Annotated in this window: 20 protein-coding genes; 7 read left to right on the plus strand and 13 right to left on the minus strand. The window is 70.5% G+C overall.

What is annotated here, in order from left to right:
• Positions 1–826: 826 nt before the first annotated feature.
• The gene (eccD, locus tag PUR53_RS44110; protein WP_329912248.1) at positions 827–2,215 is read right to left on the minus strand and encodes a type VII secretion integral membrane protein EccD; all 1,389 of its coding nucleotides are present in this window, start codon (positions 2,213–2,215) and stop codon (positions 827–829) included.
• Positions 2,216–2,259: 44 nt separating this feature from the next.
• On the opposite strand from eccD, the gene PUR53_RS44115 reads away from it, so the two are divergent.
• Positions 2,260–2,559: a hypothetical protein gene (locus tag PUR53_RS44115; RefSeq protein WP_329912249.1), complete on the plus strand. Its 300-nt coding sequence runs from the start codon at positions 2,260–2,262 to the stop codon at positions 2,557–2,559.
• A gap of 54 nt (positions 2,560–2,613) precedes the next feature.
• Here the strand turns inward: PUR53_RS44115 and PUR53_RS44120 are convergent, their stop codons facing one another.
• From PUR53_RS44120 to PUR53_RS44150, 7 genes are all read right to left on the minus strand, one after another.
• Positions 2,614–2,925, minus strand: coding sequence for a pore-forming ESAT-6 family protein (locus PUR53_RS44120; RefSeq protein ID WP_005486398.1), 312 nt, complete (start codon positions 2,923–2,925; stop codon positions 2,614–2,616).
• A 33-nt stretch (positions 2,926–2,958) separates the two neighbouring features.
• Positions 2,959–3,291, minus strand: a complete 333-nt coding sequence (locus PUR53_RS44125) for a hypothetical protein (protein ID WP_184893891.1) — start codon at positions 3,289–3,291, stop codon at positions 2,959–2,961.
• 326 nt (positions 3,292–3,617) lie between these two features.
• Positions 3,618–4,007: a D-ribose pyranase gene (rbsD, locus tag PUR53_RS44130; RefSeq protein WP_329912250.1), complete on the minus strand. Its 390-nt coding sequence runs from the start codon at positions 4,005–4,007 to the stop codon at positions 3,618–3,620.
• On the minus strand, positions 4,004–4,909 hold the full coding sequence (locus PUR53_RS44135) for a ribokinase (protein ID WP_329897243.1): 906 nt from the start codon (positions 4,907–4,909) through the stop codon (positions 4,004–4,006). The genes rbsD and PUR53_RS44135 overlap by 4 nt, the downstream gene beginning before the upstream one ends.
• 35 nt (positions 4,910–4,944) lie before the next feature.
• Positions 4,945–6,906: an ABC transporter permease/substrate-binding protein gene (locus PUR53_RS44140; RefSeq protein ID WP_329897242.1), complete on the minus strand. Its 1,962-nt coding sequence runs from the start codon at positions 6,904–6,906 to the stop codon at positions 4,945–4,947.
• Positions 6,896–8,431, minus strand: a complete 1,536-nt coding sequence (locus PUR53_RS44145; protein WP_329912251.1) for a sugar ABC transporter ATP-binding protein — start codon at positions 8,429–8,431, stop codon at positions 6,896–6,898. The genes PUR53_RS44140 and PUR53_RS44145 overlap by 11 nt, the downstream gene beginning before the upstream one ends.
• Positions 8,428–9,444 carry a LacI family DNA-binding transcriptional regulator gene (locus tag PUR53_RS44150; RefSeq protein WP_329897240.1) on the minus strand — a complete coding sequence of 339 codons (1,017 nt, stop codon included), beginning with the start codon at positions 9,442–9,444 and terminating at the stop codon, positions 8,428–8,430. The genes PUR53_RS44145 and PUR53_RS44150 overlap by 4 nt, the downstream gene beginning before the upstream one ends.
• Positions 9,445–9,664: 220 nt before the next feature.
• Between PUR53_RS44150 and PUR53_RS44155 the strand changes: the two genes are divergently transcribed.
• Positions 9,665–9,943, plus strand: coding sequence for a hypothetical protein (locus PUR53_RS44155; protein ID WP_329897239.1), 279 nt, complete (start codon positions 9,665–9,667; stop codon positions 9,941–9,943).
• Entirely contained in the window at positions 9,940–10,332 is a 393-nt protein-coding gene (locus PUR53_RS44160) for a type II toxin-antitoxin system VapC family toxin (protein WP_329912252.1), read from the plus strand. Before PUR53_RS44155 ends, PUR53_RS44160 begins: the two co-directional genes overlap by 4 nt.
• A gap of 65 nt (positions 10,333–10,397) precedes the next feature.
• Here PUR53_RS44160 and PUR53_RS44165 read toward each other — a convergent pair whose 3' ends face one another.
• Together PUR53_RS44165 and PUR53_RS44170 are read right to left on the minus strand one after the other, a co-directional pair.
• On the minus strand, positions 10,398–10,844 hold the full coding sequence (locus tag PUR53_RS44165; RefSeq protein ID WP_329912253.1) for a glutaredoxin domain-containing protein: 447 nt from the start codon (positions 10,842–10,844) through the stop codon (positions 10,398–10,400).
• A gap of 52 nt (positions 10,845–10,896) precedes the next feature.
• Entirely contained in the window at positions 10,897–11,301 is a 405-nt protein-coding gene (locus PUR53_RS44170) for an ATP-binding protein (RefSeq protein ID WP_329897236.1), read from the minus strand.
• 180 nt (positions 11,302–11,481) lie between these two features.
• Here PUR53_RS44170 and PUR53_RS44175 point away from each other — a divergent pair, with 180 nt between their 5' ends.
• From PUR53_RS44175 to PUR53_RS44185, 3 genes are read left to right on the plus strand one after another with little or no spacing between them, the layout of a single operon-like run.
• Positions 11,482–12,318 carry a helix-turn-helix domain-containing protein gene (locus PUR53_RS44175; RefSeq protein ID WP_329912254.1) on the plus strand — a complete coding sequence of 279 codons (837 nt, stop codon included), beginning with the start codon at positions 11,482–11,484 and terminating at the stop codon, positions 12,316–12,318.
• An 8-nt stretch (positions 12,319–12,326) separates the two neighbouring features.
• On the plus strand, positions 12,327–12,518 hold the full coding sequence (locus PUR53_RS44180; RefSeq protein WP_329897234.1) for a DUF397 domain-containing protein: 192 nt from the start codon (positions 12,327–12,329) through the stop codon (positions 12,516–12,518).
• A 28-nt stretch (positions 12,519–12,546) separates the two neighbouring features.
• Complete coding sequence (locus PUR53_RS44185; RefSeq protein WP_329897233.1) at positions 12,547–12,972, plus strand: VOC family protein; 426 nt, start codon at positions 12,547–12,549, stop codon at positions 12,970–12,972.
• A gap of 37 nt (positions 12,973–13,009) precedes the next feature.
• Here PUR53_RS44185 and PUR53_RS44190 read toward each other — a convergent pair whose 3' ends face one another.
• The 3 genes from PUR53_RS44190 to PUR53_RS44200 form a co-directional block, all read right to left on the minus strand.
• Positions 13,010–13,156 carry a hypothetical protein gene (locus PUR53_RS44190; protein ID WP_329912255.1) on the minus strand — a complete coding sequence of 49 codons (147 nt, stop codon included), beginning with the start codon at positions 13,154–13,156 and terminating at the stop codon, positions 13,010–13,012.
• A 152-nt stretch (positions 13,157–13,308) separates the two neighbouring features.
• Positions 13,309–19,578: a DNRLRE domain-containing protein gene (locus PUR53_RS44195; protein WP_329912256.1), complete on the minus strand. Its 6,270-nt coding sequence runs from the start codon at positions 19,576–19,578 to the stop codon at positions 13,309–13,311.
• A 150-nt stretch (positions 19,579–19,728) separates the two neighbouring features.
• A complete protein-coding gene (locus PUR53_RS44200) occupies positions 19,729–20,289 on the minus strand; it encodes a hypothetical protein (protein WP_329912257.1) in 561 nt (186 codons plus the stop codon).
• A 191-nt stretch (positions 20,290–20,480) separates the two neighbouring features.
• Between PUR53_RS44200 and recD2 the strand changes: the two genes are divergently transcribed.
• Positions 20,481–22,742, plus strand: coding sequence for an SF1B family DNA helicase RecD2 (gene recD2, locus PUR53_RS44205; protein ID WP_329912258.1), 2,262 nt, complete (start codon positions 20,481–20,483; stop codon positions 22,740–22,742).
• Positions 22,743–22,865: the final 123 nt, after the last annotated feature.

A 22,865-nucleotide genomic window follows, 5' to 3' on the forward strand; every position in this document is an offset into this window, starting at 1 on the left:
TGCGTGCCCCGGGAGCTGCGCGGCCGGTGTCTCCTGAGCCGACGGCTGCCCGCCAGGCATCGGCTCAGCCGGCGGTTGCGCGAACGGTGCTGCCTGTCCCGGCAGTTGCATGGCCGGCACCCCCTGCCCCGGCGGCTGCCCGCCAGGCATCGGCTCGACCGGCGGTTGCGCGAACGGTGCTGCCTGCCCCGGCAGTTGTACGGCCCGCACCTCCTGCACCGGTGGCTGCGCACCAGGCATCGGCTCGACCGGCGGTTGCGCGAACGGTGCTGCCTGTCCCGGCAGTTGCATGGCCGGCACCCCCTGCCCCGGCGGCTGCCCGCCAGGCATCGGCTCAGCCGGCGGTTGCGCGAACGGTGCTGCCTGCCCCGGCAGCTGTACGGCCCGCACCTCCTGCACCGGTGGCTGCGCACCAGGCATCGGCTCAACCGGCGGTTGCGCGAACGGCGCTGCTTGCCCCGGCAGTTGTACGGCCGGCACCCCCTGCACCGGCGGCTGCGCACCAGGCGTCGGCTGCTCGGCAGGTGTCACCCGGGCCGGTGTCGATCGGGCGAACGGGCCGTCCCCAGCCCTCCTCGCGTCCCCCGGCAGTTCGCCCCCCGCGGGCCCGCCCACCGGCTCGGCCCCCTCCGGTGGGCCCTCCGGTTCCGGCCGCTCCGGCGGAGCCGAGCGCACCAGCCTCAGCGTCGGTTCGGCACGGCGGGCCGGTGGCTGTGGGGGCTCGGGGGCCGCGTGGTCGCCCCCGCCGACCGCTTCCTCTCGGCCCAGCTCGCGCAGCACATCCCGCTGCCAGTCCCCTGCCTGCGCCATGTGCGGCCCCCAGCTCCTAAGCGAACGTGTCGAGCAGTCGTCCGTACACGCCGAACACCCCGATGAGCAGCGGGAACAGGGCGATGACGCCGATCGATTCGAGGGTGTCGCCGAAGCGCCGGAGCCGTACGCGCACATGCTCGGCGGGCTGCACGGCGAGCACCAGCAGCGGCAGGGCGGCGAGCACGACGAGGACGGCGAGCGGACCGGCCGCCCCGCCGGAGTGGTCCAGCCACGCCGACACCAGCCGCACCGCGAGCACGGCCGCCGCGCCGAGCAGCACCACGACCTCGGCGACCAGCGGGAACGCCCGCGCGCGCAGCGCGAGGACGACCATGGTGACGACGGCGAGCGGCACGGTCCACCGGGTGGGCGCCCGCAGCGCGAACACCCCGGCCGCCGTCGCCGACACCGCCATCGTGACCGTCGCCAGCGCCAGCCCCCGGTGCGTCGCGGTCAACGCCGCCGACACCTGCAGCCGGCTCACGGACGCACCCCCGGAGCGCCGGTCGTCGAGCCCGGAGAGCCCCGAAGCCATCAGCGCCAGCCTGGGCAGCAGCCCGAGCACGACCACGGAGACCACGGCCAGCACGGCGCCCACCTCGGCCTGCTGGGCCACCGACAACGACAGCTCACCCGACACCGCCGCCGCGACTCCCAGCCAGCACACCGAGACCCCGGCCAGCGCCCCCGCCCCCACCAGCCCACCCCGCCCGAGCGGAGTGAACAGCCCGAGCAGGGCGAGCGTGCCGACCCCGGCCGCCGCCATGGCCGCGGCCTGCGGCATCCCGGACCACCGCTGTGCCTCCGCCCACGTCGACGCGCCCAGCAGCCCCAGCGCACCGGCCGTCGCGATCAACGTCGTGGCCAGGCCCCGCTTCTCGGCCCGCCCCAGCAGCGCACCCGTGAGCGCCGCCACCAGCGCGACCCCGAGCAGCGCGCCGGCGACGACCCGGGGCTCGTACGCGCCCCGTGCGAACACCCCGGCGGCCACGGCCCAGCCGACCGTGGCGAGCCCGGCGGTGACCCGGCGCGCGGCCGGCCCCCAGCGCAGGCCCCGGCCGTCGAGATCCTCGGCAGCCTCGTCCGTGACGTCGTGCACCACGGGTGCCGACGGCGCGTCCTCGGCCCGGACGAGCCGCAGCACGGCGCCGTCCGGTGTCCCGGCCGTCTCCAGGGTGCTGTCGTGCGCCAGCGCGGAACCGTCCGCCGTGACGAGGTGCCGCAACTCGGGCCGCTCGCCCACCTGGTCGTCGAGCAGCCGCATGATCTCCGGCAGCAGCAGCCCGACCGGTTCCCGCGACGGCAGCACGAGGTCCACCCGCCGCCGCTCACCCACCAGCGTGACCCGGCTGAGCGCCGTCCGCGCACCACCCGTGGTCTCACCCAACGTCCCCGTAGACATCACGTTTTCGAACCTATCACCGGGAAGAAGGGCTGGTCGGGGCTGTGGAAACCGACGGGGAGCCCGATGGCGACGGCGTCACCGACGGCGTCACCGACGACGTAACCGACGGCGTCCCCGACGGCTGCACCGAACTCCCGTACGGGCTCTTCCCGATGATGCGGTTCGACACGAACGACCACCCCACACACCCCGCGCACAACACCGCCGCGATGACGATCCCGGCGAAGACCTTCCCGACCCGCTCGTCCACCGAGCGCCGCTGCCGCTGCGCCCCGAACAACAGGGCGTCCCGCAGCCGTCGACGCCGCACCGACACCGACTCCAGCAACTGGCTGTCGTAATCCTGCGCTGCCACGGCTACGGAACCCGTTCACTTCTCTCTCAGCGCCGCCCGGTCAGCCGATCTGGTCGACCGCCGCGCGGGCCTTGGCCAGCGTGGACTGGGCGGTGCCGTCGTTCTGTTCGAGCGTGGTGCGCACCAGGCGGATGATCTCGCGGACCTCGCCCGCCGCCTTCTTCCAGCGCTCTTCCTTGCCGTGGTAGTCGTCCGAGACACCGTCCGCCTGGAACTCGGTCATCGCGGCCTTGACAGCGGCGTCTCGGTCGCCGAGCACCCGCTCCAACTGCCCCACGATCGTGCCGAGCGCGGTCTGCACCTCGCCGGAGGCCCCGGTGTCGTACGAACGGCGGTCCTGGTTCTGAGCCATGAGTACTTCCCCCTCGTTCCTGCTCGTCGCTGCTCAGCGGGCGCCGAAGCGGGCCGCGTCGAAGTTGGCCAGGCCCATGTTCTGGTTGGCGTTGTCCTGGGACTCCACGTCACCGGTGCCGAACGCGTTGTCCATGCCCGACTGACCGCCCAGGATCGCGGCGAGCGAGCCGTTGAGATCGGCGGTGATCTCGTCCGCGCGGTTCTTGAACGAGTCGAACGCCACCTTGCCCGCGCCGTTGAACTTGCCCTCCAGCGGCTCCGCCGCGCTGATCAGCAGCTGGATCAGGGTCCCGAGGTCGTCGCTCGAACCGAGCGTGCTCTTCCCGAGCTCCGCCAGGGTCGTCGCCCCCATGTCGAACTTCACGTCGTGTCCACCCCCGTGTGTCTGGGTCACCTACGTCTCCGCCATGCTCTCCCACAACGCGTTGCACCCGCAACGCGCTTGCCGACCCGGTGACACCATCGGAACAAAATTCGAACACCCTCGTGGTGCCTCTCGAGGTGCCTCGGAAAATTCTTGAGCCGCCGTGCAACCCTCCCCCCACCTCGCGGGTCGTACTTGGCATCGGGACTTCTCGGAGGGGGATCTGGGGGGATCGCGGGGGTCTTGATACGGAGGGGAAAGCCGAGGGGCCCGGTCCAGTGGACCGGGCCCCTCGAAACATGAGCGCGCTGGTCGGAGCCGCGGGATCAGAAGAACACCCCGCACCGCAGCAGCACATTCGCGTACGGCCGCGCCTCTCCCGTCCGTACGACCAGCCGCGCGCCCTGCGACAACTCCTTCAGCTTCTCGTGGGAGACCAGCTCCAGCTCGGGGAAGCGGTCCTCCAGCAGCGCCGTCGCCTCCAGGTTCGCCTCACGCACCTCGTACGCGGCTGTCGCGCCCTCGACCACGAGCTCGTCGAGCAGCCCGTCCAGCACCTCCGCGAACGACGGCACCCCCGCCCGGAACGCCAGGTCGACCACGCGCGGCCCCTGGGGCACCGGCATCCCCGCGTCGCACACCAGCACCTCGTGCCCGTGCCCCAACTCGGCGATGGCGCCCGCCAGATGACGGTTGAGTATCCCGGCCCGCTTCACAGCGCAGCGACCTCCTCGGCGGTCGGGAAGGACACCTGCGCCCCGGCCCTGGTGACGGCGGCGGCCCCCACCCGGGCCGCGTACGCGGCGGCCTCGGCGAGTTCCGCGCCCGCGCCCAGCCGCCACGCCAGCGCCGCCGTGAACGCGTCCCCGGCCCCCGTGGTGTCCACGGCGTCCACCTGCACGGCCGACACCCGCGCACTCCCCTCGGCGGTCGCGACCAACGCCCCCTCCGCGCCCAGCGTCACGACCACCGACCGCGGTCCGAGCGCCAGCAGCGCCCGCGCCCGGTCCTCCGGCGAAGGGGACCCCGCCGACTCGGCCCCGACGATGATCCGCGCCTCGTGCTCGTTGACGATCAGCGGATCACAGGCGGCCAGCACCTCGGCGGGCAACTCCCGTGGCGGCGACGGGTTCAGCACGAAACGCGTGCCCTCCGGCAGCCGCCGTACGACCTCCACCACCGTCTCCAACGGGATCTCCAACTGCGCCGAGACCACCCGGGACGCCCCGAGCAGGCCCTCCGCCGCCCGCACGTCCTCGGGGGTCAGCTTCCCGTTGGCGCCCGGCGACACCACGATGCTGTTGTCGCCCGACGGGTCCACCGTGATCAGCGCGACCCCGGTGGGCGCCCCGCCGACCAGCACCCCGGCCGTGTCGACCCCGGCCGCCCGCTGCGAGTCCAGCAGCAGCCGCCCGTTGCCGTCGTCGCCGACCCGCGCCAGCAGCGCCGTACGCGCCCCGAGCCGGGCCGCCGCCACCGCCTGGTTGGCACCCTTGCCGCCCGGGTGCACGGCCAGGTCGGACCCGAGCACGGTCTCCCCGGCCCCCGGCCGCCGCTCCACACCGATCACCAGGTCGGCGTTGGCCGATCCCACGACCAGAAGGTCGTAGTCGTACATGAGTGGTCCCCTTCGTCCTTGAGCGGTCGCGTCCGTCAGCCGCTGAACTCGGCCACGTTCTCGGACGTGACCACCTTCACCGGCACCATCACCGACTTCTCGACCTTCTCGCCCTTGGCGGCCTCGACCGCGTTGCGCACAGCGATCCTGCCGAGTTCGGCGGGCTGTTGCGCGACCGACGCGTACAGCGTGCCCGCCTCGACGGCCTTGAGCCCGTCCGCCGTGCCGTCGAAGCCGATGACCTGGACGGACTTTCCGGCCTTGGCGCCGAGCGCCTTGATCGCGCCGAGTGCCATCTCGTCGTTCTCCGCGAAGACACCGTCGACGTCCGGGTTGGCCTGCAGCAGGTTCGTCATCACGTCGAGACCCTTGGTGCGGTCCCAGTCGGCGGGCTGCTTGGCGAGGACCTTGATGCCCGGGTAGGCCTTCAGCCCCTCGGCGAAGCCGGCGCCGCGCTCCCGGCTGGCGGAGGTGCCCGCCTGGCCCTGGAGGATGACGATCTCGCCCTTGCCGCCCAGCTTCTCGGCGAGCGACTTGGCGGCCAGCTCACCGCCGCTGACGTTGTCGGAGGCGACGAGCGCGGCCGTGTCCGCGCCGTTGACCGCGCGGTCGACGGCCACCAGCGGGATGTCCGCCTTGTTGACGGCCTTCGCCGCCGGGGTCACCGCGTCGGAGTCCACCGGGTTGACGATGATCGTGCCGAGCCCCTCGCTGGTGAAGTTCTGCAACTGGTTGGCCTGCTGCGAGGCGTCGTTCTGCGCGTCGGTGACCGACAGGTCCACGCCCAGCTTCTTCGCCTCGTCCTGGGCGCCCGCCCGGATCTGCACGAAGAAGGGGTTGTTGAGCGTCGACAGCGACAGCCCGATCTTCTCGCTCTTCGCCGCCGACGACCCGCCGTGCAGGAACGAGGTCGCGCCCACGACCGCCGCCGCGACCACCGCGGCCAGCACATACGTCAGCGCCTGCTTCCTCCGCTCCCCGGAGCCACCGGCACCGGCCGCCACCGGGGTCGCCCCCGCCTTCCGCCGCACGGTGTCCAGCAGCACGGCCAGCGCGATGACGACACCGATGACGACCTGCTGCCAGAAGGCGGACACGGACAGGAGGTTGAGGCCGTTCCTGAGCACCGCCAGGATCAGCGCGCCGATCAGCGTCCCCGACGCCTTGCCCGTACCGCCGGCCAGCGAGGCGCCGCCGATGACGACCGCCGCGATCGCGTCCAGCTCGTAGCCCTGCGCGGCCTGCGGCTGCGCGGAGGAGAGCCGGGAGGCGAGCACGATGCCCGCGGCGGCGGCGAACAGTCCGGAGAGCGCGTAGATCACGAGCTTCTGCCGCTTCACCCGCAGGCCGGAGAGGCGAGCCGCCTCCTCGTTGCCGCCGATCGCGTACATGGCACGCCCGATGTACGTCCGCCCGAGGATCACGGCCGTCACGCCGCCGAGGACCAGCATCACCAGGACCGGCACCGGCAGCCAGCCGCCCAGGTTGTCACCGAGGTGCGAGACCGACTCGGGGAACGCGATGGGGCTGCCCTGCGAGATCACCAGCGACAGACCGCGCCCCACCGACAGCATGGCGAGCGTCGCGATGAACGGCGGCAGCTTCCCGTACGAGATCAGGAAGCCGTTGACGAGACCGCACGCGACACCGGTGACGATCGCGAGGATCACGGCTATCCAGACCGGCACGCCCTCCGAAGTGGCGCTCCAGGCAAGGACGGTGGCCGACAGCGCCGCCACCGAACCGACCGACAGGTCGATGCCCGCCGAGACGATCACGAAGGTCACACCGAACGCGAGGATCGCGGTGACGGCGGCCTGGACACCGATGTTGAGCAGGTTGTCGGCCGTCAGGAAGTCGCCGGACAGCACCGACATCGCGACGACGAGGACGATGAGCGCGGTCAGCGCCCCGTTGTCGAGCAGCAGACGGCGAAGCCCCGAGGCTCCCGAGGCGCCCCTCGCGCCCGTCGAACTCTTGAGCGTGTCAGCGGCCATCGGAGGCCTCCGTTCCAGTCGCAGGGGTGGTGGGGTGGGACACGGCGAGCGCCATTACCGCGTCCTGGGTGGCCTCGGCGGCGGCCAGTTCGCCCGCGATCCGCCCCTGGGCCATGACGAGCACCCGGTCGCTCATCCCGAGCACCTCGGGCAGATCGCTGGAGATCATGAGGACGGCGGCCCCGGCAGCGGTCAGCTCGTTGATGAGCTCGTAGATCTCGACCTTGGCGCCGACGTCGATCCCGCGCGTCGGCTCGTCGAGGATCAGCACCTTGGTGTCCGCCAGCAGCCACTTGCCGATGACGACCTTCTGCTGGTTGCCGCCGGAGAGGGTGCGCACGTGCTGGTGCAGCCCGGCCATCCGCACCCCGAGCCGCTCGGCGACCCGGGCCGCGTTCGCCCGCTGCCCCTTGAGGTCGACGAAACCGCCCCTGGTCGCGCCGCGCAGGGTCACCAGGCCGAGGTTCTCCTCGACGGACGCGTCCAGCACCAGCCCCTGGCCCTTGCGGTCCTCGGGCACGAGCCCCATCCCGGCGGCCATGGCGGCGCCCACGTCATCCTTGGGCACCGCCGAACCGCCGACCCGCACGGCACCCTCGTCGTACGGGTCGGCGCCGAACACGGCCCGCACGACCTCCGTACGCCCGGCCCCCACGAGCCCCGCGACCCCGACGACCTCACCGGCCCGCACCTCGAAGCTCACGTCGTGGAAGACGCCGTCCCGAGTGAGGCCCTCGACGACGAGCAACGCCTCCCCGACGCCCGCGTCCCCCTGCTCCCTCGGGTACTGCTGCTCGATCGACCGCCCCACCATGAGGCGTACGAGCTCGTCCTGCGGGGTGGTGGCGGGCACCTGCCCGACGCTCTTCCCGTCGCGGATGACCGTCACGCGGTCCCCCAGGGCGGCGATCTCCTCCAGGTGATGGGTGATGAAGACGATCCCGACGCCGTCCTCGCGCAGCCGCCGCACGATCGAGAAGAGCTTCTCGACCTCCTCGGTCGTCAGCACGGCCGTCGGCTCGTCCATGATCAGCACGCGGGCGTCCAGACTCAGCGCCTTGGCGATCTCGACCATCTGGAGCCGCGCGATACCGAGTTCACGCACACGCGCGCGGGGAGACACCCGCACGCCCACCCGCTCCAGCAGCTCGGCGGCCTCGGCCTCCATCCGCTTCCGGTCGATCAGCCCGAAACGACGCGGCTGCCGCCCGAGGAAGATGTTCTCGGCGACGGTCAGGTCGGGAACGAGATTGAACTCCTGGTAGATGGTGGCGATCCCGAGCCGCTCGGAGTCCTGCGCACCATGGATGCGCACCTCCTCGCCACCGGCCAGGATCCGCCCCGCGTCGGGCGTGTAGGCGCCGGAGAGCATCTTGATCAGTGTGCTCTTGCCGGCGCCGTTCTCACCGAGCAGGACGTGCACCTCGCCCCGGCGCAGCTCGAAGTCGACGCCGTCCAGCGCGACCACACCGGGGAAGGTCTTGCGTATGCCTTCGATGCGCAGCAACTCGTCAGGGTCGCTCACGACGTGCTCCTGTTCTGTGCGTGCTCCTCGCCGCACGAGAGGCGTACGACGAGACGGGCGGGGAGGGTGACGGACCGCGGGGGCCGCCCTTCGATACGGTCGATCAGGGCGCGCACGGCGGCCCGCCCCAGCTCGCCCGTCGGCTGCGCCACCGCCGTGATCGGTGGATCGGTGTGCACGAACCAGGGGATGTCGTCGAACGCGGCCAGCCCGACGTCCCGCGGCACCCGCATCCCGCGCGCGCGGACGGCGTCCAGCGCGCCGAGCGCCATCAGGTTGTCCGCCGCGAACACGACCTCGGGCGGCTCCGGCAGGTCGAGGAACCCCTCGGTGACCCGCCGCCCGCTCTCGGCCTGGAAGTCGCCCTGCCCTATGTAGGCGTCCGGCAGCGCCAACCCGTGCTCGGCGAGCGCCTCCCGGAAGGCCTCGACCCGCTCCCGCCCGGTCGTGGTGGCCGCGGGCCCCGCGATGATCGCGAGCCGCCGGTGCCCGAGCCCGTGGAGATGGGCGACGAGGTCCCGTACGGCGCCGCGCCCGTCGGCACGCACCACCGGCACGTCCACGCCGGGGATCCACCGGTCCACGAACACCATCGGGGTGCCCGCCCGGATCGCGTCCAGCATCAGGGGCGAACCCCCGTCGGTCGGCGACACGAGCAGCCCGTCGATCCGCCGGTCCAGCAGATTCCGTACGTGATGGTCCTGCAGCTCGGGCCGCTCGTCCGCGTTCCCGATGATCACGCTGTACCCGAGCGCCCGCGCCTCTTCCTCGACGGACCGGGCCAGCTCGGTGAAGTACGGATTCATCACGTCACTGATGACGAGCCCGAGGGTGTGGGTCTGATCGGTACGCAACGACCGCGCGACGGCGTTCGGCCGGTACCCCAGCGCCTCGACGGCGGCCAGCACCCGCGCCCGCGCCTCCGCGCTGACCGACGGATGGTCGTTGAGCACCCGCGACACCGTGGCGACGGACACCCCCGCCTCGGCCGCGACGTCCTTGATGCTCGCCATCGCCGCCCACCTCCTCGTGGAATCGATTACATCGACGTACAGGGAGGATTGGAATCGATTACATGGCCATGAGGCAAGGGTGCGACCGTGGCCGAAATTCAATCGTGACCGAGGGGTCGAGGGGGTGTGACCGGAGTGCGGGCGGCGCGACCAACCGCGCCCGGCGGCAGAAGGGCCATCGGGCGCCCTCTAATAACAAGACTTTTGTTAATGTGGCCCCATGGCTGCCACTCCCGACCCCGCCCCCGGAGAGGGCCCGGTCCGTCCGGTCTCCGTCTCCCTCCATGAAGGCACGATCGCCGCTCTCAAGGCCCGCACCGGCAAGCGAGGCATGTCCGCCTACGTCGAAGCCCTCATCCAACGCCAACTCGAACGGGAGCGACTGCGCGAACTCATCGAAGACGCGGAGGCCGAGCACGGGCCGGTGGACCAGGCGGCGGTCGAGGCCAAGAGGGCGCTCCTGCGCGGTGACGCGGCCGGCTCGGCGGACGCCGCGTGAGCGGCACGCTCGTGCTGGACTGCGAAGGTCTGTCCAAACTCGTCCGCCGCACACCCGAGCTCACCGAATGGCTCGCTGCCGCAGAGGCCGAGGACGTCCGGGTCATCACCAGCTCCGTCACCCTCGTCGAAGCCCGCGACCCCAGAACCAACCAGGCCCGCTTCGACCACGCGGCCTCCCGCGTGAACATCGTCCCGCCCACCGAAGCGATCGCCCGCCACGCGAGCAAGCTGCTCGCCGCCGCCGGACTCCATGGCCACAAGTACGCTCTGGATGCCATCGTCGCCGCCACCGCACTCGCCTCACCCGCCCCGGTCACCGTCCTGACCTCGGACCCCGAGGACCTCCGCATGCTGTGTGGCCCCGGCGTCCGCGTGATCAAGGTGTGACACCGCGAAGCGGGCCAGGGCGACCAGGGAGGGACCGGTGGCCGCTCGTCGACACCCCAGGGCGATCAAGCGGACGGGGAGAGCGGGGAGAGCTGTTCGCGCACCCATCCGGGATCGGGGTTGGTGTGCGGCCGGCCCGCCACGACGACGGTCGGCACGGTCTCGTCGCCGTCATTGGCCGCCCTCACCACGGCGGCTCCTGCCGGGTCGTGCCAGATGTTGACCCAGTGCGCTTGGCGGGCGCTGCGGCCCAGCCGGAGGCGCAGTCGCATGCAGTACGTGCAGCCCGGCCGCCAGAAGACGACGGGTCGGCCGTCGACCGCGCTGCGGCGTTGTGCCTCTTGCGCGGCGATGGACTTCGGGAAGATCAGGGGCGAGTTCACGCCTGCGAGCGCCAGGAACGCCGGCAGGAGTGCTGCGGCTGTGCCGGGGTTCCCCTTGACGATCTGAGCAGTCGCGACGGCTGAGCCGCAGAGCACGAGCAGCATCGGCAGGATCCAGGCGCGCATCATGGTGCCGCAGCCTATCGATGAGTCGACCTGCTTCCCGTGGCCCAAGGGCGCCCTACGCCGCCGCCAGCTCGCACCACACGTACTTGCCCCGTTCGCCGAACCTGGCCGACGGCATCCAGCCCCAGTACTTCGTGCAGGCCACGACAAGCCCCAGCCCGCGTCCGTCCTCCTGCTCACCCACCCGCTCCAGCGGCTGCGGCGGTTGCGGCGGTTCGGGATCGGCGTCCCACGCCCCGATCCACACCACGCCCTCCGCCGACCGCCGCACCCGGAGAGCGGCGGGCCCCTTCGTGTGCCGTACGGCGTTGGAGACGAGCTCGGTCGCGAGCAACTCCGCCGTGTCCACCAGCCCGATGAGACCGTGCATGGTGAGGATCAGCCGCAGGGTGCGACGGCAGATGGTGACGGCTCTGAGGTCGTTCGGGATCTGGAGGGTGTAGTCCCAGGTTTCGGGCATGGGTGGTCAACTCCGTTGGCTGTAGGGAGATTTGAGGCACGGTGGCATTGCCGGCGCCGTCGTGGCATGACGGCACGGTGCGCTTCCGTAGAGTGTTCGTCGCGTCACTGACGGTATGGGTAACCTGTAACCCGAATCAAGCCGGTCACGGGATCCGGCCCCGAAAGAGGAGAGCGGCGCATGGTCCAGAGGCGCGAACCGACAGCCCGCCAGGTACGCCTGGGCGTCGAACTGCGCAGGCTCCGCGAGGCCGCCGGCCTGACGGCCGTCCAGTCGGCGGCCCTCCTGGGGGCGAACCGGGTGCAGATCAGCCACATCGAGCTGGGGCTCATCGGGGTGAGCGAGGAGCGACTGCGCCGACTCGCGTCCCATTACGCCTGTACGGACGCGGAGTTCGTTGACGCGTTGGTCGCGATGGCAACGGACCGGACACGGGGTTGGTGGGAGGAGTACCGGGGGCTGCTGCCCACGCCGTTCCTGGATCTCGCCGAGTTGGAACACCATGCCGAGTTCCTGCGGGAGGTGGCGATCCTGTACGTCCCGGGCATGCTCCAGACGGAGAGCTACGCCCGTGCGGTGTTCTCCGCCAGGGTGCCCGAACTCACGCACGAGGAGCTTGAGTTGCGCGTCCGCCACCGCATGGCGCGTCAGCGGATCGTGATCCCGTACGAGTTGGTGATCCACGAGGCGGCCTTGCGCATCAGGGTCGGCGATCGCGCCGCCTCCCGCGCTCAGCTCGCCAAGCTTCTCGAGCACTCCGAAGCGGACCACATCGCTGTGCGCGTCATCCCCTTCGACCTGGATGGCTTCGCCCGTGCCGCCAGCACCATGACGTACGCGGGTGGCGCTGTGCCCAAACTCGGCACGGTGGTGCGAGATGTGCCCACCGGTTCGGCGTTCATCGACTCCGAAGCACAGCTCAACGCCTTTCGAACGCGCTTCCGTAAAGTGGAAGCCGTATCGCTCGACCCCCGACGGTCGCGCGACTTCATCAACCGGCTGGCCAAGGAGCTGTGAGGCGCCTCATGTACCACTGGCGGAAGTCGTCCTACTCGGGCCCGGACGACGGCAACGCCTGCGTGGAAATAGCCCCCACCCCCACCCACATAGCCGTCCGCGATTCAAAATCCCCCACCACCCGCACCCTCACCTTCCCTGTGCCGGCCTTCACCGCGTTCATCGATGCCCTCAAGAGGTCGAAAAGGGGTACGCGGTGACCGTCGTCTCCACTACAGTCGACCGGCCATGCCTGATCTCCTCGGAATCAACCATGTGACCCTCTCCACGACCGACCTCGACCGGCTCGTGACGTATTACACGGAGTTGCTCGGAGCGACGCTCGCGTTCGAGCGCGCCGCGACCCCTGCTGATCCTCGGGTCGCAGTCGTCGATGTCGGCGGAGACGACCACCTGATGATCGTCGAAACCGCTGACGCCCCCACCACCGATCTCGACCCCTTGGGGCGGGCGGGATGGGGACTGCGCGTGGCGACCCACCAACAACTGTGTGAGGTCCGCGAACAGATCCTGGACGCCGGATGGCCGGTCGGGCAGATCGAGACACTGCCCACCCAGTGGACGATGACGGCGCGCGACCCCGACGGACGCCCTGTGGACGTTCGGGCCCATCGCCCCCGCACTGCGGCATCGCCGCCCCCGACCGCTGGTTGACGGCAACTCCGAGGCCCCGGCCGACCCTGTCTGCGGATCAAGTGCCTCCGTCCCGTACGCCAACGAGGACAACGACTACACGGTCGCGCGCGTGGACACCGGCCGGGGTGGCGGCGACCTCCTCCCGCGACACGGTGGCGACGGACACCCCCGCCTCGGCCGCGGCATCCTTGATGCTCGCCATCGCCGCCCGGGCAAGGAGGCGGCAGTGGCCGAAATCCCATCGTGACCGGGGGCCGGCCCGAGACGCGCCGAGCGGGGTGGCGTGCGATCTCCGCACCACCCCGCTCGACCCCGGTCCGCCCGGGTACGGGTTCAAGAGCCGTCAGAAACGGCCTAGACCCACGTCTTGCCCGCCGCGTTGGACTTCAGCTTGTGCTTCTTGACCTTGTCCTTGCAGAAGCGGCAGGCGGTTTCCTTCGCCTTCTTGTACGTCCAGGCCGTGATCTTCCCGCCCAGACTTCTTCCGATCTTGTTGTTGTACTGGTCGGCCTTGGAGTCACGCTTCGCCGCCGCGGAGCTGCCCGCGTTCTTCTCGTGGGCGTTCCCGAGGGCCTTGGCCAGGCTGGAGCCGACCGCCCAGGTCAGCATCGCCTGCCAGATGCAGTGCCGGTAGGCGTTCTGCTTCGCCCCGTTCGAGTACCGCTTCTTCGCCTCTCCCAGGGCCCAGTAGGTGATGTAGGCCATGTCCGCGCACCACAGCAGGAACAGGGCGCATATCGCGGCTTCCGGGATGAGGCCGTTGATGCTGTAGTTCCCGCTGATGTCGTAGCAGTTGATCGGGTCGGCGAAGCAGTAGTCGTACGAACTGGCGTTGCCTCCCACGATCCGGTCGACGGAGAGGAACCGACCCGTGTCCGAGTCGTAGAGGCGGACCCCCATGAGCGTGACGCTGCTCGGCGTCTCGGACGAGCGCTGCTCTCCACCGAGCCAGCCGTAGCGGGACGCGTCCGTTCCGGGAAGGAGCTTGCCGTACTCGTCGTAGGTGTTGACCACGGGAGTGGTGGCGTCCGCCAAGGGAATCTGGGTGGCTATGTCACCGTGGAGATTGGTGAGTTGGAGCACCACGTCACCGGCGGCGCCGGTGGTGGCGATCAGGCTCCCCGTCAGGTCCGACAGGTTGCGGGTGATCTTGCTGTCGCCCTCGCCGGTCCACGTGGGGTTGTCCCCGTCGGCCCCGTAGTGGTTGCGGACGGTCGCCGTGGTGGACCAGGCCCCGCCCTCGTCCTGACTCTCGGTCGTGGACGAGGCGAGCCTCCCGGCCGCGTCGAGGCTCCAGGTGGTGCGCTCGCCGCGCGCCGTGATCTGGCGCACCAGATCGTTGGCGTAGTAGGAGTACTGGGCACCGCTCGACTGGGTGGTCGTGCGCCCGAAGGCGTCGTAGGCGGTGCCGGTCCTGATCAGCCGGTCGGCGCTGTCGTAGGTGGAGTCGACCGTCCTGGTGGTGGGGGCGCCCCCATCCACGTCGTCGACCGTGGTCACCAGGGACGTGCGGTTGGTGTTGTCGTCGAACCCGTACCCGCGGTGGGTCGTGACACCCGTCTGGGTGTCGTCGGCCTTGGTCAGGCGACCGGCCGCGTCGTAGGAGTACTCCTGGTAGGCCCCGCCGCCTGTGTACGTGGTGCGGGAGACGACCTGACCGTGGATGTTCTCGCTGACCGACTCGCCCTGGACCGTCCAGCCGGACTCCCAGTGCCAGTAGCGCGAGGTCTCACTGCCCGTCGGGTCCAGGTTGAACTCGACGTCCATGTTCCAGGGCAGCTTCTGCTTGTAGAGGCGCCCGTCGGAGTCGTAGGAACCGGTGACGTCGCCGATGCCGCCCATGACGGAGTCGTGCATCCGGGTCGGCAGGCCGGTCAGGCTGTCGTAGTCGTACGTGGTCTCCGAGGGAGCCGAGTCGGACCGCCTGGTGACGCGGTCGCGGGCGTCGTACTCGGTGCGCGTGACGTTGCCCGCGCCGTCGTCGTACGAGATCTCGCGGCCGAGCTTGTCGGCGACATGGCGCACCGTGGTGGCGCCGTCGGACATGGTGGCCACTTGGCCGTTGGCGGTATCGAAGGTGATGGTCTGCGTCGGTACGGCCGTGCCGACGCCGCCACTGATCTGGATCTGCTTGCCCCGGCCGGCCGCGTCGTACGTGGTGACGGTCGTGCGCGTCACCCCGTTGGCGGTCTCGGTGACCTTGGTGGCGTTGCCCCAGCGGTCGTACTCGAGGGTCTTGGTGGGCAGCTCATCGGGGTTCGAACCGCCCCCGGTGATCTTTCCCGCCGGGCCACTGGAACACAGCAGGTCCGCCCATTCGGGGCGTCCCGCACACGCTCCGGTGCCACTGGCGGACCAGTACTGCGACACCACCGTTCCGGCGTCGGCCCCGTTGGACTTGGGCTGGCTGTTCTTGGTGATGCGTCCCTGGGCGTCGTAGACGGAGGCCCGGGTCAGCTTGAGCCCCGTCGGGTCCGTCACGCTGCTGACCGGCAGGCCCTTCGCCCAGTCGTAAGCGGTCGTGCTGGTGCGCACGTCGGCATCAGCCGGGTAGTCCTCGACGAAGGCACCCGTCGACGTCGTGGTCGGCTGGTCCATGACCAGGGCGGACCCGTCGGTCGGACGGCCTTCGTCGTACCGCGTGACGATGTGTTCCCGCGCGGGCACCTGGGTGCGGGCCGGGATGTCGGGGCTGTCGGCGTCACCCTGGAGCTGCTTGGTCAGGGTGACCAGGTGCAGCGGTCCGAACTGGTCCACCATCCGCCGGCCGTCGCTGGAGTACTTCGCGACGGTGGCCAGCTTCTGGGCGCGCTCGGCCGTCGAATCGGAGAGGATGCCGAGTTCGCTCTGGGTGTTGACCTGGTATTCCTCGCTGCCGAGCGCGAGTTCGCGGTTGGTGGCCCCCAGTTCGAAGACGATGTTGCCGAACGCGTCGTACTGCGTGGTGGTCAGGTGCCGACCGGGCAGACCGGTGTTGACCTGGAGCCCCGAGGCGTTGGTGTAGGTGGTCGTCGCTTTGTCGTAGTCCCCCGCACCGAGATCGTTCCCGCTGTGCGATGTGGGTACCTGATCCGCGGGGAAGATGGCGGTGGCGTCCGTGGGGGCGTCCGTCTGCGCCCACGTCCTGGTGTCCACCGGGGCCACCTGGTTGGGGGCCTTGGTGCCGGACAGCGGGACGTCGTAGACGAGGGAGAGCGCCGCCCTGCCGCCGTCGGGCTCGTCCTTGCTGCCCGGCTTCAGCGTGGGCCGTGACACGGACAGCACCATGCCGTCGCCGGCCACGGAACTGGAGCCCGCCTTGCCGTACTCGAACGTCCACGGCAGCTCGCCCGGCGGGGTCTGGGTGACCACCCGGCCCGCACTGTCGTAGGTGTAGGTCGTCTTCAGCGCCGGGGAGATCCGGGGATCCCACTGCTCACGCAGGCGGCCCGAGGCGTCGTACGCGTAGCTGGACACCACGGTGGCGGTGGCGTTCGCCGCGCCCGGGTTGGTGGACCACTGGCGGATGCGGTAGACCTGCCCGGCGTAGTCGCCCAGCGTGCTGCCGGTCGCCGTCGTCGTGGTGGCGTACTGGTACTCCAGGATCCGACAGCCCTTGGTGGACGGGGCGTTCGCGCAGGTCTCGTTGGTCACGGCGGACGAGGGGGCGATCGCGTACTTCGGCCGGGCCAGCACGGCGCCGCCCACGGTGACCTTCTCCGAGATCAGCGAGGTGGTGGAGTTCTCCGTCGACAGCGAGCTCTTGGAGAGCTGCCAGGTCGTCGCGGCCGTGTCGATCTTGGTGAACTGGGACGTGGTCCCCTCGGTGTCCTTCAGGGTGAAGGAGCCCGTCAGACTGCCGGTCAGGGTCAGGGACTCGGCCCCTTCCTCGGGCTTCCACCCGCCGCCGCTCGTCGCGGTGAAACCGGTTTCCTCCCCTTCGACGTCCACCAGCGCGACCGAGGTGCTCGACGTCCTGCGTATGTACAGCAGTTGGGAGTCGGTGAGTTCCGCGGCCGTTCCCGCGGTCCACTGCGGACCGAAGATGGCGACCTGTCCCTCCTGCTGCCCACCGGCCGTGGGACGGCGTGAGGACGCGGTGCGGCTCGCGGTCAGGCCGAACGACGAACTGTCCGTCGCGGACACCGTGTAGTCACCGGTGAGCATGTTCACGTCGCCCGGGCCGGCGGCCTGGGTCGGCGCGGCCCCCGCGTCGCGGTCGACGGTGATGGAGGTCGCCGGGGAGGCGTCGGTGCTGGAGCCGTCGGTGAAGACCGCGCGGATGTCCACCGGACCGTCCTCGGCGAGGGAGTCGGTGATGTTCCAGACGAGTTCGTCCGGCACGCCACCGGTCACCTTCACCGGCCAGGCGGCGACGGCGGTGTTGTCCGACTTGCGTCGCACATCGGCGACGGGAACGTCCTTCCAGGTGTCGGTCTCACCGCGCCGGTACTGGTAACGGACCCCCGTGTCGGCGGTCTTGCCCTGGCCGGACAGGACGGTCCGCCGCGCGGGGCGGTCCCCCTGGGCGGGGGCGAGCACCGCGGCGCCCGAACCCGCGTAGAAGGTGAAGGTGGTCTGGGCGGAGGCGTTGCCCGCGGCGTCCTTCGTGCGGGCGGTCAGGATGTGCTTGCCCGCGCGGAACACCGGCTTGGCCGTCACCGCCGCGCCGGCGGTGGCGATCGTCTGCCAGGCTCCGCCGTCCAGTTGCCACTGGACTTCCTTGACGTCCGCCGACGGCGGGGTGAGGGTGAAGCCGCCGGTGAAGTCGCCGCTGCCGTTCGGAGCGCCGGACCACTGCCCGGCGGGGAAGTCGCCGGAGGCGACCGAGGTCGCGGCGGGGGACGCGGTGTCCACCGTCAGCGTGCGGAAAGCCGACCAGGCACTGGTGGCGGAGCCGTCTCCCGCGCGGACCCGCCACTTGTAGGAGCCCGCCGCGAGGGCGGCCGGGGTCCAGTTGGCCTGGGCTCCGGAGGCGACCGCGGCACTGGAACCGGTGCGCAGGGCGGAGGTTCCGGTGGACGTCCACACCTCGTAGTCGAGGGTGACCTGCGACCCGTCACCGTCCAGGGCCTTCGCCGACAGCGTCGGCGTGGTGTCGTTGGTGGCCGCCGCGCTCAGCGGGGCCACCAGGGTCGGCTGCTCGGGAATCGAGTTGTAGGTGACCGACAGATAGGGGGTGTTGGAGGCCGCGTTGCCGGAGTTGAACCGCTTCCAGCCGTACGGGTCGGTCTCGTCCGTGGCCCGCAGCCCCAGGTGGTTGGTGCCGTTGCCGCCGCTCGCCCACGCCTTCGCCAGGGCGGTCACATCGGCGGACACCCAGCCGTCGTTGCAGGCGCTGGAGAAGCCCTTGGTCTGGGTGCTGGTGGCGTACTTGGTCTCCCAGGCCGGCTGCGAGGTCCAGCGCGAGGCGGTGCTCGCGGCTCCGGTGGACCACACCTCCCAGCTCTTCGGGGTGCAGGACCACGAGTGGTAGGCGAACAGATTGAGCTTCGCCGCGGTGATCTGCTTGCCCGTGATGTTCTTCATCGGGAACGACAGGAACGACCGCGCCACCTCGGAGGAGCCGTTGTTGCCGAGCTTGAGGTCGGTGGAGGCGGACTCGTCGGTGGTGTGACCCTCCTGCACGAAGGCGTCGAAGCTGGCCCCCACGTTGATCGCCGGGTCGATCGTCACCGGGAACCGCGTCGAGTCGTCGGCCAGGAACTTCGCGTCCGGGGTCAGGGTCAGGGTGACGGTGTCGCCGTCCTGGGCCACCTTCACCGCGACGGGCGCGGTGCGCTTGTGCTCACCGGACCTGGCGTCCACCTGCGCGTCCCACATCACCGGCGCGGGCAGGACCCCCACGGCCTTGCCCTTGGCGTCGGAGAAGGAGACCGAGCCGTCCGCCTTCTCCTTCGCGGTCAGCCCCTTGGCGGTCAGGCTGTAGGTGATCGCCCCGCTCGCGTCGACGGCGGAACGATCCTTCAGTTCCAGGTACTGCTCGTAGCCGGTACGCGTCGACTCGATCAGGAGGTCCGTCGAGGGCAGAGCGCTCCGGTAGCGGGCGATGTTCTTCTCCGCGCCCTCGATCTCCGGCGCGGGCAGGGTCCCGTACCAGCCCAGCCGCATCCGCTGCCCGGTCCGGCCCTCCAGGGTCACGAGGGGGACGCCGGCCGAACCGGTGCTCTCCCCGACGTCCTTCAGCCCCTTGGGGGCCTTGCTCTTTCCGGCCAGGCGCAGTCCGTGCGGATGCCGCCGGGCGCCGACCGAGCCGTCCGACAGCTTCTGGAGGGAGACGTCGACGTCCTGCCACCGGTCCTGGTCGTCCTGGAACCGGATCGGTCCCGCATACGCGGTCTGGGTGACCGAACCGTCCGGGTTGACGTAGGTCGTGGATGTCTCCGTGCGGGCGTCCAGTGCCTCGATCCGACGGTTCTGGATCTTCGCCTTCAGTCGGGCGGCGGCCACTGATCCGGCGGTCGCGGACCCGAGGTCCTTCGCCGGCTTGTTCCGGTCGGCAGCCGGGGCTTCGCGGCCCGCGGCGACTGCCACGTTGGTGGTTCCCACGATCACGGCGGTCTCGAACGCCATCGCCAGGACGACGGTCGCCGCCACCGAGCGCAGGCGTCTTCGCCGGGCCGGGGGGAGGAAAGGGGCTGTCAAGCCTACTCCTTGCAACGGTGCGGGTTCTTCCCGCAAGAACCTGAAGATCTTCATAAGGCCCTTACAGAAGTCAATCCGTTGCATGCCGAGCGCCCGCTTCCAGCCAAAGTTGGCTGGAAGCGATGAGTGACCTACCGGCCGGCAGCTACCTCAGTCCGAGCAACTGTTCGGCGAGCCATCGGCCGTAGCGCCGACGGACACCCGGTAGCCGAATCCGGACGCGAACTCGGGCCCGGTCTTGGTCTCTTCCGCGTCAAGGATCTCCTTGGTCAGGAAATAGACGTCCAGCGTCGTCGCGTCGTCCGTCCCGCCGCGCGTGAAGCACAGGCTCGCCAACGGGTCCTTCTCCAGGGCCTGTCGCGTGCTCCGGGACAACTTCCACCCCTCGCGCTCCGCCGCGGCCCGGTAGTGCTGGGTCACTTCGGCCTTGTCGCCGGGGAAGACGTAGGTCCGGTCGGCGTACAACCAGGCTTCGCCGCTGTCCTCCCAGCAGCCGGCCTCCAGGTTTTTGAAGCCCTGGGGCACGATCGTCCCCGGGGGCCGGGAGTCGAGGACGTCGTACGCCTTCAGCTCGTCGACGCGGCTCCCGGTGCCCTCGCACGTGGCGGAAGCGGCCTCCGCGAGGGGCTGGCACCCGGTGAGCGCTCCGGTCACCAACGCGGCCGTCACCAGGAGGGTGGCGCACCGGCCGGTTCGCTTACGAGGCGTCAAGTCGGCTCCTGTGATCGACGTGCCTGGCAGCCGACTTCACTGCCTGAGACCGAATACATGCGATCAGTGACATTAGCATCTCTTCGGACGACGATGGCCTTGCGTGAACATCTCCCAGCCACCGCCTCAGACGCTCACCCGTGACCTCACGTTCCACCGTCCGTGTCACACCTCCCCGGTACCGTCGGATCATGGCTCAACAGGCGGGAAATCCCCCGGGCGAACGACGTCTCGCCGTACTCGAAGGCGTCCTGGAACGCATCACGTACGCCAACGAGGACAACGGCTACACGGTCGCGCGCGTGGACACCGGCCGGGGCGGCGGCGATCTCCTGACCGTCGTCGGCGCGCTGCTCGGCGCCCAGGTCGGCGAATCCCTGCGCATGGAGGGCCGTTGGGGCTCCCACCCGCAGTACGGGAAGCAGTTCACCGTCGAGAACTACACGACCGTCCTCCCGGCCACCGTCCAGGGCATCCGCCGCTACCTCGGCTCCGGCCTGGTCAAGGGCATCGGCCCGATCTTCGCCGACCGCATCACCCAGCACTTCGGCCTGGACACCCTCCAGATCATCGAGGAGGAGCCGAAGCGCCTCATCGAGGTCCCCGGCCTCGGCCCCAAACGCACCAAGAAGATCGCCGACGCCTGGGAGGAACAGAAGGCGATCAAGGAGGTCATGCTCTTTCTCCAGACCGTCGAGGTGTCCACGTCCATCGCGGTCCGCATCTACAAGAAGTACGGCGACGCCTCGATCGGGGTCGTGAAGAACCAGCCGTACCGCCTCGCCTCCGACGTCTGGGGCATCGGCTTCCTCACCGCCGACAAGATCGCCCAGTCCGTCGGCATCCCCCACGACAGCCCGGAGCGCGTCAAGGCGGGCCTGCAGTACGCCCTTTCGCAGGCCACCGACCAGGGCAACTGCTACCTCCCGGAGGAGCGCCTGATCGCCGACGCGGTCAAGCTCCTCCAGGTCGACACGGGCCTGGTCATCGAGTGCCTGGCCGAACTCGCCCTGCCGGACGAGGACTCGGGCGAGCCCGGCGTCGTACGGGAGAGGGTCCCCGGCCCCGACCCCGGCTCGGACCCGGTCACCGCCATCTACCTCGTCCCCTTCCACCGCGCCGAACTCTCCCTCTCCGCCCAGCTGTCGCGCCTCCTGCGCACCGACGCCGACCGCATGCCCCACTTCCACGACGTCGCCTGGGACAAGGCGCTGGCCTGGCTGAAGGGGCGTACGGGCGCGGAGTTGGCCCCCGAGCAGGAGGCGGCCGTACGCCTCGCGCTGACCGAGAAGGTGGCCGTGCTGACCGGCGGCCCGGGATGCGGCAAGTCCTTCACGGTCCGCTCGATCGTGGAGCTGGCCCGCGCCAAGAAGGCGAAGGTCGTGCTGGCCGCGCCCACCGGCCGGGCCGCCAAGCGCCTCGCCGAGCTGACCGGCGCCGAGGCCTCCACCGTCCACCGCCTGCTGGAGCTGAAGCCCGGCGGCGACGCGGCCTATGACAAGGACCGCCCGCTGGACGCCGATCTGGTGGTCGTCGACGAGGCATCCATGCTGGACCTCCTCCTTGCCAACAAGCTGGTGAAGGCGGTGCCCCCCGGGGCCCACCTCCTCTTCGTCGGCGACGTCGACCAGCTCCCCAGCGTCGGCGCCGGCGAGGTCCTCCGTGACCTGCTGGCCGACGGCAGCCCCGTCCCCGCCGTCCGCCTCACCAAGGTGTTCCGCCAGGCCCAGCAGTCCGGTGTGGTGACCAACGCGCACCGGATCAACTCCGGACAGCACCCGGTCACCGACGGCATGACGGACTTCTTCCTCTTCGTCGAGGACGACACGGAGGAGGCGGGACGGCTCACCGTGGACGTGGCGGCCCGTCGTATCCCGGCCAGGTTCGGGCTGGACCCGCGCCGGGACGTCCAGGTGCTGGCGCCCATGCACCGGGGCCCGGCGGGCGCGGGCAACCTCAACGGCCTGCTGCAGCAGGCCATCACCCCCGCCCGCCCCGATCTGCCCGAGAAGCGGTTCGGCGGCCGGGTCTTCCGGGTCGGCGACAAGGTCACCCAGATTCGCAACAATTACGAGAAGGGCGAGAACGGCGTCTTCAACGGCACCGTCGGCGTGGTCACCGCGCTCGACCCAGTCGACCAGCGGCTGACCGTCCTCACCGACGAGGACGAGGAGGTGGGCTACGAGTTCGACGAACTGGACGAGCTGGCGCACGCCTACGCGGTGACGATCCACCGGTCCCAGGGCAGCGAGTACCCGGCCGTGGTGATCCCGGTCACCACCGGCGCCTGGATGATGCTCCAGCGCAACCTTTTGTATACGGCGGTGACCAGGGCGAAGAAGCTCGTCGTCCTGGTCGGCTCCCGCAAGGCGATCGGCCAGGCGGTGCGCACGGTCTCGGCGGGACGCAGGTGCACGGCCCTCGACTTCCGGCTCGCGCCACGGCCACTGTGAGGACCTCTCGTGAAGGCGCGTCGCCCCGTGAGTGAAATTTGATCGATCAAACGAGTCGTAAAGGTCACACAGCCCTTCCAGATGTCGGACGGAGGGGGCAGGATGAGCAAGTTGGCGGCACTG

The organism is Streptomyces sp. SP18BB07 (assembly GCF_036322545.1).
Classification (GTDB): Bacteria; Actinomycetota; Actinomycetes; order Streptomycetales; family Streptomycetaceae; genus Streptomyces; species Streptomyces deccanensis.